Origin of the sequence: Methylocystis sp. JAN1 (genome assembly GCF_052186135.1) — a bacterium.
GTDB lineage: Bacteria > Pseudomonadota > Alphaproteobacteria > Rhizobiales > Beijerinckiaceae > Methylocystis.
The window spans coordinates 1355033-1369486 of record NZ_CP181499.1 but is presented as its reverse complement, the minus strand read 5'-3'; the positions used below and the strand labels follow the sequence as shown (position 1 = coordinate 1369486).

General features: G+C 62.8%; 12 protein-coding genes. 7 read left to right on the top strand and 5 right to left on the bottom strand.

Annotation, left to right across the window (positions count from 1 at the left end; all coding sequences use genetic code 11):
- Window positions 1-82: 82 nt before the first annotated feature.
- On the top strand, window positions 83-499 hold the full coding sequence (locus ACNHKD_RS06440) for a hypothetical protein (RefSeq protein ID WP_442756248.1): 417 nt from the start codon (window positions 83-85) through the stop codon (window positions 497-499).
- Between the two features lie 160 nt (window positions 500-659).
- On the opposite strand, the gene ACNHKD_RS06435 is transcribed toward ACNHKD_RS06440, so the two are convergent.
- A complete protein-coding gene (locus tag ACNHKD_RS06435) occupies window positions 660-1052 on the bottom strand; it encodes a hypothetical protein (protein WP_442756247.1) in 393 nt (130 codons plus the stop codon).
- A gap of 173 nt (window positions 1053-1225) precedes the next feature.
- Complete coding sequence (locus tag ACNHKD_RS06430) at window positions 1226-4810, bottom strand: PAS domain S-box protein (RefSeq protein ID WP_442756246.1); 3585 nt, start codon at window positions 4808-4810, stop codon at window positions 1226-1228.
- A gap of 399 nt (window positions 4811-5209) precedes the next feature.
- On the opposite strand from ACNHKD_RS06430, the gene ACNHKD_RS06425 reads away from it, so the two are divergent.
- From ACNHKD_RS06425 to ACNHKD_RS06400, 6 genes are all read left to right on the top strand, one after another.
- Complete coding sequence (locus tag ACNHKD_RS06425) at window positions 5210-6175, top strand: sensor histidine kinase (RefSeq protein ID WP_442756245.1); 966 nt, start codon at window positions 5210-5212, stop codon at window positions 6173-6175.
- Window positions 6172-6798: a response regulator FixJ gene (gene fixJ, locus ACNHKD_RS06420; RefSeq protein WP_442756244.1), complete on the top strand. Its 627-nt coding sequence runs from the start codon at window positions 6172-6174 to the stop codon at window positions 6796-6798. The genes ACNHKD_RS06425 and fixJ overlap by 4 nt, the downstream gene beginning before the upstream one ends.
- Before the next feature lie 113 nt (window positions 6799-6911).
- Complete coding sequence (locus tag ACNHKD_RS06415) at window positions 6912-7703, top strand: SDR family NAD(P)-dependent oxidoreductase (protein WP_442756243.1); 792 nt, start codon at window positions 6912-6914, stop codon at window positions 7701-7703.
- 12 nt (window positions 7704-7715) lie between these two features.
- Window positions 7716-9233 carry an FAD-dependent oxidoreductase gene (locus ACNHKD_RS06410; protein ID WP_442756242.1) on the top strand — a complete coding sequence of 506 codons (1518 nt, stop codon included), beginning with the start codon at window positions 7716-7718 and terminating at the stop codon, window positions 9231-9233.
- Between the two features lie 11 nt (window positions 9234-9244).
- Window positions 9245-9820 (top strand): diguanylate cyclase, encoded by a 576-nt coding sequence (locus tag ACNHKD_RS06405; RefSeq protein ID WP_442756241.1) that lies wholly within the window; start codon window positions 9245-9247, stop codon window positions 9818-9820.
- On the top strand, window positions 9817-11160 hold the full coding sequence (locus tag ACNHKD_RS06400) for a hypothetical protein (RefSeq protein WP_442756240.1): 1344 nt from the start codon (window positions 9817-9819) through the stop codon (window positions 11158-11160). Before ACNHKD_RS06405 ends, ACNHKD_RS06400 begins: the two co-directional genes overlap by 4 nt.
- A 4-nt stretch (window positions 11161-11164) precedes the next feature.
- Here the strand turns inward: ACNHKD_RS06400 and ACNHKD_RS06395 are convergent, their stop codons facing one another.
- The 3 genes from ACNHKD_RS06395 to ACNHKD_RS06385 all read right to left on the bottom strand — a co-directional run bounded on the left by ACNHKD_RS06395 (window position 11165) and on the right by ACNHKD_RS06385 (window position 14295).
- Window positions 11165-12040 carry a manganese catalase family protein gene (locus tag ACNHKD_RS06395; RefSeq protein ID WP_442756239.1) on the bottom strand — a complete coding sequence of 292 codons (876 nt, stop codon included), beginning with the start codon at window positions 12038-12040 and terminating at the stop codon, window positions 11165-11167.
- Between the two features lie 64 nt (window positions 12041-12104).
- On the bottom strand, window positions 12105-13244 hold the full coding sequence (gene glf / locus ACNHKD_RS06390; RefSeq protein WP_442756238.1) for a UDP-galactopyranose mutase: 1140 nt from the start codon (window positions 13242-13244) through the stop codon (window positions 12105-12107).
- Window positions 13237-14295, bottom strand: coding sequence for a glycosyltransferase (locus ACNHKD_RS06385; protein ID WP_442756237.1), 1059 nt, complete (start codon window positions 14293-14295; stop codon window positions 13237-13239). Before ACNHKD_RS06385 ends, glf begins: the two co-directional genes overlap by 8 nt.
- Window positions 14296-14454: the final 159 nt, after the last annotated feature.

Genomic DNA, 14454 nt, shown 5'->3' with positions numbered 1-14454 from the left:
CGCGCGTCTCTGTTCACTTGTGGACAGACAAAAAACGCCGCTTCCGTTGAAATGGCCTCGAAAACGCAGCGAGGCGGCGGCGATGCGCCTGATTTTGGTCGATGCAGTTTCAGACCTGATCCTGGCGGACTCTCTTGAGTTTACGAAAAGATGCCCGGAGTGGAACGAAAGGGCGCTTAATGGCGCGAGCACAGAAGATCTGGCTATGCTTGCCGCTCGTCTTTTTGATGAGGGCGAGGGGCGACACGGATGGTCCTATACATTTCATTTCTTCTGGCCAGAGCAGAAACTTGACGGTTATGACGTATTCCGCCTGCCTGAGCTCTATAATCCAGCGGATGGCTGCGCTCCGGATCATGCTGCGTTTGGGAAGAGTCGCCCAAACGCGCCCGGCTCCGGCCGGATCGGCGCGCCCTTTTCCGGTTTTGTCGATCATTCGCAATATGAGGGTTACGTAAAGTGTATCCCTCCCGGTTCAGATCGAAGCGCGCCGGCCTGAGCTGGCGGCGTCGGCGCGCCGGAAAGGGGAGGCGGAAGGACGACAAAAACCTGGCTCTTGTGCTGATGAGGCTCCGCAAGCCGCCCCGAAGCACGAGGGCGAACGTTCCGGATGGCGTGATAAGGATGAGGAAACCTTTGTCGCGCTGGCGGAGTGGGCGCTATTCCTTCACCCGATCGACAATCAGACAATAGACCGACGTAAGCCGTCTTTCTTCTTTTCCTTCGACGGCCATTTCCGACGAGGCCTCGACGGAGCTTATGTGCAAGACATAGCCGTTATATCTGAAATCCGCCGCGGTATTGAATTTGGCGGTTTCTCTTATCGCCTGAAAATACACCACGCCTTTCGCCTCGTCGACCTCGGCCCCTTCCATTGCGCCGACCTGTCTGTCGAACTGATAAACGCCGCGCGGGTCTTCCCGCGGATCGGCCAGAGATTGGCCATAATGCAAGGGGAGCGCGGCAATCTTCGACCCGATAAGGTAGGCCCCGGTCGCGCAGGCGAGGCCCACGGACAGAAAAACGAGCGGAGAAGTCTTGATCGCTGCCATGGTCAAAGCGACGTTTTAGATTTCAACTATCGACGAAAAGAATAACAGATTGTCACAATTCTTCAAAATTTCTTGACTGCGCCGCGATTTAAGTATGCGCGTCCTCTCCGGCGGGCGGGCCGCGAAGCGTTGGCTTTGGCGGAAAACGCCGGCGTCCGGGTGCGGGAAGGACGTCAGAGCAATCCCAAAAGCTCTTGCAGCGCCTCGAATCCGGCAGGCTTGGTAAGCTGGCGGTCGAATCCCGCCGCGCGCGCGCGATCATTGATCTGCTCCTGCCCCCATCCGGTCAGCGCGACGAGTTGCACGTCGCGGCCCTCGGGCATCGCACGGATGCGGCGGGCGGTCTCATAGCCGTCCATCCCCGGCATGCCGAGGTCGAGAAAGACGAGGTCCGGCTTGAAGGATGCGAACGCGTCGAGGCTCGCGGCGCCGCTATAGGCCACCTGAACCGTCGCGCCGAACGTCTCCAGGAACATGACGAGGCTGTCGGCGACGTCATGATCGTCGTCGATCACGAGAATACGACGCGTCGCGGGCGTCTTGGTCGAGGCCGTCGCCGGCATGCGTTCCTCCGTCGTTTTCTCCGGCATGATGGGCAAGCGAACAATGAAGGCGGCGCCGCGGCCGAGTCCGTCGCTCTGCGCCTCGACGGCGCCTCCATGCAATTCGAGCAAGTTTTTAACTAGGGCGAGCCCGATCCCCAATCCGCCTTGGGCGCGTCCAAGCGTCCTGTCGACCTGCGTGAACAGATCGAAAATGCGCGGCAGCATCTCCGCGGGAATGCCGACGCCGCTGTCCCGCACGGTCACGACAACCTCCGTCGCGCGCCGCTCCGCCGAAACCGATATGTCGCCCGCCGGTTCGGTATATTTCGCGGCGTTGTTCAACAGATTGGTGAAGACCTGCGCCAAACGCACGGGATCGACCTCGACCTCGATCGGCTCCGCCGGCATGGCGACGCGCAATTGATGCCGAGCGCGGTCGATCGAAGGCTGGGCGGTCTCAATGGCGTGTCGCAGGACATCGCCGAGATCGACGCGCTGCTTTTTAAGCTCGATCTTGCCGCGCGTAATGCGCGACACCTCCAGCAGGTCGTCGACAAGACGTATCAGATGTTCGGTCTGACGCTCGACCATCGCGAGCAAGGCGAGGTCGCGCCCGGTTCTCATCGTCGCGTCTGCGCCATGAAGCAGCACATGCACGGCGTTGCGGATCGGCGCGAGCGGATTGCGCAGCTCGTGTGCGAGGGTCGCAAGGAATTCGTCCTTGCGGCGGTCGGCGTCCCTCAGCGCGTCTTCCGCGCGCCGGCGCTCGGTGATGTCGCGGCTGACCGTGGCGTAGCCGATGGGTTCGTTGCGGTCGTCGCGCAAGACGAAGAGATTGTAGGACATCCAAAGCGCTTCGCCCGTCGCGAAATGCCGGAAGCGGATTTCCGCCGCGCCGTGGCCGTCGCGCCTCACGCGTTCGAAAAATTTCCCGACGAAGTCAATATCCTCGGGGAAGAAGAAATCCGCCACGCGGGGATGCGGAGCCCGCCCCCGCTCGAGCCCGACAAGCGCCGCGCCGGCGGGATTGATGTAGAGCGGCTCATAGTCCAGGCTGCAAATGCCGATGAACTCCCCGCTTTGCTCCGCAAGCGCGACGAATTTCTGGCGCTCAGCCTCCGCACGCTTACGCGCCGTGATGTCCTGCGCCGTCCCGACGATGCGAACGGCGCGATCTTCTTCGAAGAAAACCGCCCCCGTCGCCGCCACCCAGCGTTCCACGCCATCCGCGAGCCCCATCACCCTGCACTCGAACGAAACGTTCCTCCGCCCTTTTGGATCGAGCGCCCTGCCGATCGCGCGCTCGACCTTGCTGCGGTCGCCAGGATGTATCCCTTGCATGAAGACGCCGTAGTTGACGGGGACGTCGGGCGGCAGCCCCCAAAAAGCGCGCAGCCGCTCGTCCCAGATCGCCTCCCTGCTTTCGACGTCGGCCTCATAGATGCCGATCTTGCCGGAGCTCAACGCGAGCTGCAGTCTGAATTCGCTCTCGCGCAACGCGGCCAAAGCGCGGGCGCGTTCGACCGACGACCAGATGCGCTCGGCGACTTCGCGCACCAGCACGATTTCGAGGGGCCGCCAGGCTCGCGGTTCTGCGTTATGCGCGCAAAGCGTGCCGACCCATCGCCCCTGCTTGCTCAGGATGACGCTGGCGAGCGCGGTGATTTGTCCTGTCCTGAATCTCTCCAGCTCCGCCTCGGTGAATCCTTCCTCTGCGAACACATTGCTGATCGCGACGGTTTCGCCGCGGCCATAGCTGTCGACGAGCTTCGCCCCGAGATCCGCTATCGGCATTCGCACCAGAAAGGGATCGACGCCGCGCGCATATCCCTGGCGAACGATGAACTCGTCGCCGACAATATCCGCGTAGGCGACCCGGTTGACGCCAAGATATTCGCCGAGCAACCGGCAGGCCGCCGCCTGGATTTCGCCCGGATCGAGGATCTGCCGCAGCGCGTCGGTAAGCGTCAGCAGGAAGGCCTGTCGTTCCTCGCTCTCGCGCAGCGCCACCTCGTTGCGCTTTCTTTCGTCTATGTCATGCAGAAGGCCGAGCAGGCGCATATCCGCGCCCTCTCCCCGCGCCTCAGCCAGAGAAGACAGCCAGCGCAACGTCCCGTCCGGCTGCAGCGCGCGATACTCGACCTTGAAGGGCGCGCCCTTTTCGATCGAGGCCGCCAGCGCGGCCTGCACGCTGGGCCGATCCTCTGCATAAACGGCGGCGAGCGCGCGGTCGTAATCCATCGGCGCGTCCGGCGCGAGGCCATGCAGCGTCCGTGCGCGGGCCGACGCCGTGAATGCGCCCGTCGCGGGAACGAACTCCCACACGCCGGCATTCGCCGCGGCGAGCGCCTGCTCGAGCCGCGCCTCGCTTTCGCGCAGCGCCTCGTCGGCGCGCTTTCTCCCGGTCGTCTCCTTGGCGACGGCGCCAAAGCCGACAATGGCGCCTTGCTTGTCGAGAAACGGGCGCCAGCCCGTGTTCCAATAGCGGCGGCGCTCGCCCGACGCCGCGGGGGTCTCGCCCGAAAGCTCAATGTCGAGAGCAGGCTTTGCCGTCTTCGGAAGACGGCGGGCGATTTCCCTGGCGCGCGGCGTGGGCGCCGGAACGGCCTCGAAGAGGCTGCGGCCGACAGGCGCCTCGACCGGCAGGCCGTTTACCTCGGCCAATCGCCGGTTGATGCGCAAATAGAGAAGGTCACGATCGAGGAGACAGAGACCGATCGGGGAATTCTGATAGATCCATTCCAGCTCGTCGCGGCGGGAGAGAAGCTCGGCCGGGCTCTCACGCAAATTGCTGGCGGCCGCATCGAACGGCTCCCCGCCGGCCCGGGGGTCCGCCCGGCGAGACGGCCCATCGACGCCGTTTCTGAGGAGCAGCGCCCCGCCCAAGCCGCCTGGAAGCGCGCGCGCCTCTATCGAGGCCCAACGGCGATGGGAGCTTGCGTCACGCACGTCGGAGAGGGAGAAGGCGTCCGTCGCGCCGGCGACGACCGCTGCGATTCCATCGAGCAGGCGACGCGCCAGAGGATCGTCCGGGGCGCGGCTGCGCAGGAATTCCAGGAGGCTTTCTCCGATCTCGACGCCGTCGCCGCTCCGCGTCCAACGGGCGTTCACGGCGGCGACGATCCCATTTTCATCCAACAGCGCGGCTTCCTGCGGCAAGGCTTCAAAAATCCGCTCCCATAAGGCCTTGGCTTTAGAAGGCGCGGAAGTCATTATGAATCTTCAATTGGCGGACCCCTCGCGCGGCGCTTGCGCAGCTGTTATTTTCCCCCATAATTCAATAGGCCTATCTCTCATGGATAGCAAAGAGCTATCGCAGCCACGTTTTTTTTCTTAATTCCTTCGCCGACAAGCGTCCTATACTCAAACAGTTCAGGCAAAGGCTGGGCGAGCGTTCAAACATAACCCTTGCCTTTGGCCCGAAAAACCGTTTAGCCATCAAGGAATGCGATACCCCAAAATAAATTCCGCCCCATCCGCACGGCGTAACTACTACTCATGGTCCCGCCACCATCTCAATCGCTGCAGCGGCGCGCCGACAGCGCGCGAGGCTTCATTGCGCGGCCCTATGCCGGGCCCCTGCCCTTGCGGCCGTCGATCGCGGGGTTGGCCGTGACAAGCGCGGCGGCGCCCGGGGGACTGGCGCTTCCGGCGCCGGTCGGTCGGGAATTTGCAGGAACCTCCGGTTATCCAGCGGTCGCCACGTCCGGCCCGCAGGACGGCTTCCCTCGCAGCGCGTGCGCCGCGCTCGCCAGGGTTCTCGCATCGCGTCTCCGGCCCCCCACCTGCGCTCTGGCCAGCAAGACCTCCTCCGTCTTATATTTCACGAACGCCGCATCGGCGGTCAAAGAAGGCTTCCATCGCTTACGACGGGGGAACCCCATCAACGCCCCCGAGCGCGCGCAGATTTCGCAGCAACTCGCCAGCGTCGCCCTCACGACGCCGGGGGTGGTGGGGACTTTCTACGTCGATCAGAGCGGGCATGTCGCCTATCGCCATGTTTCGCCCAAGGCCAAGACGGTTTTCGGCCTCGATCCCGGCATGGCGACGGCGCTCGCTCATGAAATCAATCAACCGCTGGCCGCCAACGCGGCTTACCTGCGCGTGGCGCGGCCGGACAAGACTCTGCTCGGCCTGCATGACGTCATTCGCGAGGCCGCCAGCGAAGAACGCGAACGCACCGGCGTCAGGATCGAATTGCGATGCGAGGCCCCCCGCGACCAGATCGTGGCCGATCGAACGCATTTGCGGCGGGCGGTCGCGAATCTCATACGAACGGCGACGGAGGCGATGCAGTCCGCTGCGCGGCGGGAGCTGCTCATTTCGACCGCGAATCCGGGCGACGACACAATTTTCGTTCATGTGATTGACTCGGGCTGCGGACTCCCCGAATCCTCCACAGTTGCTTTTTTCGAGCCATTTAAGACCGCGAAGGCGAGAAGAATGGGAGTGGGCTTGTCGATCTCAAGATCAATCATCGAAGCTCATTACGGGCGGATCCGGGCGACGCCCGACAACGTAGGCGGCGCGGTTTTCAGCTTCTCGCTTCCATTGGAAGACTCGGGCGTTGGCGCATGACAAATCATCGCGTGGTACATGTCATCGACGACGACGCAGCGGTTCGCGACGCCGTTGGGCTCCTGCTCAGCACCGAGGGTTTCAAGGTTCACACTTACGCTTCGGCGCCTGCGTTCCTTAAGGCGAGCGCCGCGCATCATGAAGGCTGCGTGGTCACCGATGTGCGCATGCCGGAGATGAACGGGATCGAACTGATCGCAAAGATGAAGGAAGAGCGGATCACGACGCCGGTCATCGTGCTGACAGCGCATGCGGACGTGCCGCTCGCAGTGGAAGCGATGAAGCTCGGCGCAATTGATTTGCTGGAAAAGCCCTTCGAGGACGCGGCGTTGCTCGCCGCGGTCGACGCCGCGCTCCAGCGCCGCGACGCGGAAGAAACACGGTCCCGCGAATCCGCCGCGGTCAAAAGCCGCCTCGCGAGCCTGACGCGCCGCGAGAACGAGATCCTCGCCGGACTTCTCAAGGGTCTTTCGAACAAGGTCATCGCGCACGACCTCGGCATCAGCATCCGCACGGCGGAGGTGCATCGCGCCAATATCATGGCCAAGATGCGCGCCGGCAACCTCGCCGAATTGGTGAAGATGGCGCTTGCGGCCAGCAGCTCGACCGGCGAGCCCGAATAGTCCGAAAGGAAGTCGCGCAGGAACATTCAATCCGCCCAGCCGGTTCATCCTGCGCCCGACGACGTCCTTCGCGAGCGGGCGATTTCTCCAAACAGGATCGCGGAGAACCGTCTATGCGCGCGCGTCCTCTCGCCCTCGTCACGGGCGCTTCCACCGGCATCGGCTACGAGTTCGCCAAGCTCTGCGCGCAACGCGGCCACGATCTCGTCATCGCCGCCGATGAGGCCCAAATCATTCGCGTCGCCGAAGAATTGCGGGGCGGCGACGTGCGCGTGTGGGAGCTTCAGTGCGATCTTTCGACAATGGCGGGCGTCGAGGCGCTGTATCGTCTCGCGCAAGGTCTCGCGCGCCCGATCGACATCCTGATCGCCAACGCCGGGCGCGGACTCGGCGGCGCCTTTCTCGACCAGGACTTCGCGGCGATCCGTCGCGTGATCGACACCAACGTCACGGGCACAGTCTATCTGACCCAGCTTGTCGGGCGAGACATGCGTTCAAGGCGCGCGGGGCGCATCCTCATCGTCGGGTCGATCGCCGGCTTCATTCCCGGCTCCTTCCAGGCCGTCTATCACGGCAGCAAGGCGTTTCTCGACAATTTCGCCGCGGCGCTCGCCGACGAGCTGGACGGCGCCGGCGTGACGGTGACCTGCCTGATGCCAGGCGTGACCGACACCGAGTTCTTCCGACGCGCCGGCATGCTCGACACGCAAGCAGGCCGCTCGAAGAAGGACGATCCGGCGGAGGTGGCCCGGCAAGGCTTCGACGCGCTTATGGAAGGACGGCGAGAGATCGTCACGGGATGGCATAACAAGCTCTTGACGATGACCGCGCAGATAACCCCCGCCTGGCTCCTCGCACGGCGCAATCGCCAGCTCTCCACCCCCGACGCGCGACGCCGGTCGTAAAGGGAGCGCGCGATGAATGTGAGCGCGGAACGCAGCAGGGCGATCTGGAACGCCGTTGACTTTCCGGCGCCAACTCTGGAGGCCGGAATCACGACGGAAGTCGCGGTGATCGGGTCGGGCGTTGCAGGGCTCTCGGTCGCCTATGAGCTCGCGAAGGCGGGGAAGGATGTGGCCGTAATCGATCGCGGACCGATCGGCGGCGGCATGACGTCGCGCACGACCGCGCATCTCTCTTCCTACAGCGACGACGGATTCCGCGAACTTATCGACATGCGCGGTCTCGACATTGCGAGAGCCTGGCAGGAAAGCCAGGCCGCGGCCATCGCCCGCATCGAAGCGAACCAGAAGGCGCTCGGCGTCGACTGCGATTTCAGGCGCGTCGACGCCTATCTCTTTCTCGCCCGGGGCGGGGATCCCGCGATCATCGACAGGGAGCTCGTTGCGAGCGCGCAGGTCGGCATGATCGCGCTACGCCACGGCGGCGTTCCCTTTGCCGGATACGAGACGGCGCCGACGCTGCAATTCCCGCAGCAGGCGGCCTTTCACCCCACCAAATATCTCTCGGCTCTCGCCAAAGCCGTAAAGGACGCAGGCGGGCGCTTCTTCGCCGACAGCGCGGTCGTATCGATCGAAGAAAAAGACGCTCTCGTCACGGTCAAGACCGCCAAGGGCGAAACGATCGAAGCAAGCGCGGCCGTCGTCGCGACGAATGCGCCGATCAACGACCGCGTGGCGATCCATGGCAAGCAGGCGCCTTACAGGACATACGCCGTCGCCTTCGACATTCCACGCGGCAGCCTGCCCGACGCGCTCTATTGGGACACGCTCGATCCGTATCATTACGTAAGACTGCAACCGGGCGGAGACGAAAGCGACATCCTCATCGTCGGCGGCGAAGACCACAAGACCGGCGAAGCGAATGACGGCAATGCGCGCATCCTTTCGCTGACCCGGTGGATGCGCGAGCTGTTCCCCGATCTGGGACAGGAAATCACGCGCTGGTCGGGACAGGTTCTCGAGCCTGTCGATTATGTCGCCTTCATCGGCCTCAATCCGGGCAATGAGCGCATTTACGTCGCCACCGGCGATTCCGGCCAGGGCGTCACTCACGGCGCCGCCGCGGGTCTTGTGATTTCGGATCTCATCCTCAAAGGCGCCAGCCCCTGGCGCGAGGTCTATGATCCTAGCCGCAAGCCGCTAAAGACGTTCGGAGAGTTCGTGAAGGAAAACGCGACCGCCGTTAAGAACTTCGCGGAAAAGCTCTCGCCCGGCGAATTGTCGTCGCTGGACGAATTGGCTGCTGGCGAAGGAGCGATTCTGCGGGACGGCTTCTACAAGATCGCCGCCTATCGCGACGAGACCGGCGCGCTCACTTTACGATCCGCGGCCTGCACGCATGTCGGCTGCCACATTCGCTGGAACAGCTTCGAAAAATGCTGGGACTGCCCCTGTCATGGGTCGCAATTCTCGCCCGAAGGCGAAGTTCTGAACGCACCGGCGTTTTCGCCGCTCGGCGAGGCCGGGGGTTAGAGGGGGCAGGAATGCGCGTCGACCCGACGGCCGTGATGCTGATGTATTTCATCCTGCCGCTCTGGCTCCTGGCCGGCGTGGCTGACTGGCTCTGCCACAAGGCCACCCATATCGCACGCACCTCCGGCCCCAAGGAGTCCTTCATTCACCTGCTGATGTTCGCCGAGATCGGGCTTCCCCTTCTCGCGGCGATCTTTCTCGACGTAAACGCGCTCATCATCGGCTTGATGATCGTCATGTTCCTGCTGCATGAAGCCACCGCCTTGTGGGATGTCGATTATGCCGTCTCCAGGCGGCGCGTGACGCCGCTCGAACAGCATGTGCACAGCTTTCTGGAAATGATCCCCCTCATGGCGATCTTGCTGATCGTCGCGCGTCATTGGCCCCAATTCCTGGCGCTTTTCGGCGCGGGCGGGGAGACTGCCCGATTTGATCTCGCGTGGAAAGCCGACCCCCTGCCCCCGGCTTATGTCGTCGCCGCACTGGTGGCGGCCTTCGTCGTCGCTCTCCTCTATTTCGAAGAGCTTTTCCGAGGCGTGCTGGCGAAACGGCGCATCGCCCTCTCCCTCCAGAAGGCGAGTGGATGACGATAGAAGCGGCGTTCCGCGCGGCGATTGAAGAAGAAGCCGCCGATCTTGTAGAGCTCGCGGAGGGACTGCGCCAACAAACAGGATCGCAAAGCTTCGATCGGCTGATCGTCGAAATCGGACGCGTTCCCGCCCGCGCAAGAAGCCCCCGCGAGGCGGAAGACGCGCTGGAAGCCGGCGCCCTGAAGCTTCGTCGCCAATGGCTCGACCTCGCAGACGCCGAAACGCATCGGAGCTATCGATCGCCGCCTGCGGAACAAACCATCCAAACGCCGACGCGGCTGTTCGAGAATTTCGGCTACGAACGCGAGCTCCAGCCGGTGGCGCTCGAGGAGCGTTGCGGCCGCTTCTTCGGGACGCCGCCGGCGAGCTGGCGCGCCGACCATATTCTCTTTTCGAGCGGACAGGCCGCGATGGCGGCCTCCCTGCACCTTGCCGAACGGCTCATTCCCGCGACCGCCGCTCGCCCGCTGACCGTCGTTCACGTCGGCGCCTATTTCGAAACGTCGATGCTTCTCGGCATGCTGCCGACGCGCTTCGTCGCCCGCGCGGCGGGCCGCATGGCGCTCTCTGCGCCCTGGGGCGGCGCCGATCTCATCCTCGTTGAGCCGGTTTTCCACGAGAGGCGCTTTACAGCCGTCTCCCCGCCGGAGATCGCGGCGCGGCTTCAGGGCGTAAACCGCCCCATCGTCATCTTCGACGATACGCTGACCGGAGGCGCGGCCGACGCCGCGCGTGAGCTCTCGGAGCTCGAAAAGAACGATCCTCGCGCAGTGATGCGCGTCGCGTCCGGCCTGAAATTGCTCCAGGGCGGTCTCGAACTCGCGAATGTCGGGATTGTGAGCCTTTATACGAGGGCGCACGAGGCCGAAGCGTCTTCAATGATGCGCCGTCTACGCGCGCTGCTCGGACTTGGCCTGCGCCTTTCGGACGTCGCCGGCCTCGAAGCGCCCTGGTTTCTCGACCGCGATTATACGCGCCGCCACGCCGGCGCGGTCTTCGCGCATAACGCGGCGCTCGCTCGGGCGCTCGCGAAAAGCGCGGGCTCGATCGCAACGGTCTCGCATCCCTCTGTCGACGCATCGGGCGGGGTCGCCCCTTTCTGCGTGCTGCATCTCGCTTCGCCGGCGCTCGATGACTATGAGCGGCTCGCGGAGCGTATCCGGCGGGAAGCCTATCGAAGGGATGTCCTGTTCGAGCGAGGGGGAAGCTTCGGTTTTCGCGGGCACCGATACGACGTCGTCTCGCCGGAAAATGCGCCGCCTTTCCTGCGCGTCGCCATGGGACGGCGCCGCGGCTGGTCCCTCCACGGCGTCATCTCTCTTCTTCAAGACCTCTGAATCGTCAAGCGTTGCCGGACTGTCCCAGCTCCGCGCCTGTCCTTGGATCGGAGAGCGGGTTGGACATTGTGCGCGCCGCGAAGCTGGAAAGATCGCTCTGCTCCGAGCTCGTCAGTCCCACGCTGGCGTCGCCATTTCCACCGTCCACAGGAATACCGCCAAGGACGTCGTCCATCCTGCGCCATTGGTCGCCGCTGTTCCAGGGCCCTTCCGTATCTCCCTCGCCTTGCGACGTATTGACGTAAAGATTGGCGTATTCGGGAATGCCCTGAAGCTTGCCGGGCGGAAAATTGCTCTCGATCGCATAGAGCGCCTTTTCAAAGGACTTCTGATGCGCGATTTCGCGCGTCATCAAAAACCCCAGCGCCTCCTTCACGCCCGGATCGTCTGTGACGTTGATCAGCCTTTCATAGATGATCTTCGCCCGCGCCTCAGCCGCAATGTTCGAGCGCAAATCGCAAGCGGGATCGCCAATCGAGTCGATATAAGCTGCGGTCCAGGGCACGCCCGACGAATTGGTCAACGCCGGTCCGCCGCCGTAAAGAATGGCCTGCGTGTGGCTGTCGCCGCCCTGGGTGAGCGACCGATAAAGATCCGCTTCCGTCTGACTCGCTTCGGCGAGTTCGCCTTTCACACCTTTGTTCAGCATCGCGACAATGCTGCCAATGACCTCGAGATGGCTCATCTCTTCTGTCGCGATGTCGAGCAGCATGTCCTTACGGCCCGGATCGTCCTCCGCGAGCGCCTGGGTGAAATAGCGCATGGCTGCCGCAAGTTCGCCCTGCGGACCTCCGAACTGCTCCAAAATCAGGCTCGCAAGCACCGGGTTCGGCTCGGAGACGCGAACGGTGTATTGCAGCTTCTTGTTGTGCGTGAACATCAGGGACTCCTGTCGGAAGCGCTCCTCGCGAAACGCTTGCCGACCGGGAGAGTTCCGAATTCGTTCATTCGGCGGCGACAGGCGGATTGAAATCTCCCGCGCCCGAGCCTTCGATTTCCTGATTGATCCGGCGGAACGTCGAAAGCGCCTGTCCCACGACCTGATCCATATTGTAATATCGATACGTCGCGAGGCGCCCGACGAACCAGACGTCCTTCTGCGCGATCGCGAGTCTCTCATATCGCTTGTAAAGCTCCATGTTTTCCGCGCGGGGAACGGGATAATACGGATCCCCGGTATCGCAGGGATATTCGAAAGTCAGGCTGGTCTTCTCATGCTGCTGGCCTGTAAGGTGCTTATACTCGGTGACGCGCGTATAGGCCTGCGTCTGCGGGTAATTGACGACCGCCACCGGCTGATGCCGCCGCTCGTTTATCGTCACGTGCTCAAATCTCAAGGACCGGTACGGCAGCCTCCCGTAACGGAACTGGAAAAACTCGTCGATCGGTCCGGTATAGATCAGGCGGCGGAACGGGATTTGTCCTTTGATCTCGCTGAAGCGCGTTTGCAGCATGATCTTGATGTTGGAATGATCCAGCATGCGCTCGAACATCCTCGTATAGCCGCCCTCGGGCATGAATTGATAGGCGTCGCTGAAATAACGATCGTCGCGATCGGTTCGCGTTGGAACGCGTGCGGTGACGGACTTGTCGAGAGCGGAGGGCTCCACGCCCCATTGCTTTTTCGTATATCCGCGGAAGAATTTCTCGTAAAGTTCGCGCCCCACGGCGCTCACCACGACATCCTCCGAAGTCCGAATTTCAGACCGCTTCTCCGCACGGGCTTCGAACCACGCCGCAAGGCCTTCTGAATCGAGATTCAGGCCGAAGAGCCGGTTCACCGTGTCGAGATTGATCGGGATTGGCAGCAGCATCCCATCGACTTCAGCGAGCACGCGATGCTCATAGGGCCGCCAGCGCGTGAACTTGGAAAGGTAGTCGAAGATCGCTTTCGAGTTGGTGTGAAAGATATGCGGGCCGTATTGATGAATGAGGAGACCCGCCTGGTCGTATCGGTCATAGGCGTTTCCCGCGATATGCGGCCGCTTGTCGATGAGGAGCACGCGCTCTCCGCGCTGCGACGCGATGCGTTCCGCCAGAACGCTTCCCGCAAAGCCGGCGCCGACGATGAGCCAATCAAACACGACGCGCCTCCGCATTGACGTTACGGGCGGGGATGAAGGCGTCGAGATGCTGTTTCATGCCGGTCCAAGTATCGTCCCACGACATAGCGGAGAGACAATCGTCCACGGATCGAAGCCAGCGCATGCGCGGTCGCTTCAGCAAATACTCGATACGGTCGACAAATTCCTCGCCGCTTGAAGCGATCTCGACCAGGCCCATCGCGCCGTACGGATGCACGACATCCGTAATCGGCGTCGAGACGACGGGCACGCCGGCGGCGAGGAATTCGGGCGTTTTCGTCGGGCTGATGAAGCGGGTCGCCTCGTTTATCGCAAATGGCATGAAGCCGACGTCCCAGCCAGCAAGATATTGCGGCAGCGCTGAATAATTCTTGCATCCAAGCCAGTGGATGTTGGCGGCGCGAGGAAGCCGCGCAGGATCGATCTTCGCCGTCGGCCCGATCATAATCAGACGCCAGTTTGGTCGCAGCGCGGCGATCTCGGCCACAAGATTCGTATTCATGCGCTCGTCGATGACCCCGAAAAAGCCGATGCGCGGACGCCCGATCCCCGCCTGATCGCTCGGCGCGCTCAGCGAGTATCTGGCTTTTCGAAAATGCGCCACGTCGACGCTGCTCGGGAAAACGTGGATATTGTCGTGACGATCCTGCTTCGCCTCATAGAGCGAGCGCCCGCCGACATAGACGACGTCGCAGCGCGAAAGCAGTCGCCGCTCCCACTCGACAATGCCGTCCGGCGCGCCGGCGAAAGCCGAAAGCTCGTCCATATTGTCGTAAACGCAACGATCAGGCTCAAGTTCGCGCGTGAACTGAAGCGCCATCGGCGTGTAATACCAGGCGATCAGACGCTTGGGCTGCACCTTGGACAGCAGGCCGGCGAGCATGTCGCTCAGCGCCGCATTGGTTTCCTGCGCGGTCAAATGCCTTGGCAGAAGCGGGGTCACAACGGAGACGCCCGACTTGTCCGTCTCGATGCGGAGAAAAGGCGGACCTTCGAAATGCTCGGGCTCTTCGAAATACCAGGTCCTGAATTCCCGCGCGGCCCGGCTCATCAAGTGTTGCGGCCTTTGATAAACGAAGCTCCACCGAAGATGCGAAAAGCAAAAAAGATGCGTTGAAGCGTTCAAATAGCTCTGGCCGGCACGCGCCATGTGATCCCTCCCGGCGCGGCGATTTTCCGCGCCATACTTCCCAAAGACATGCTGGTTGTC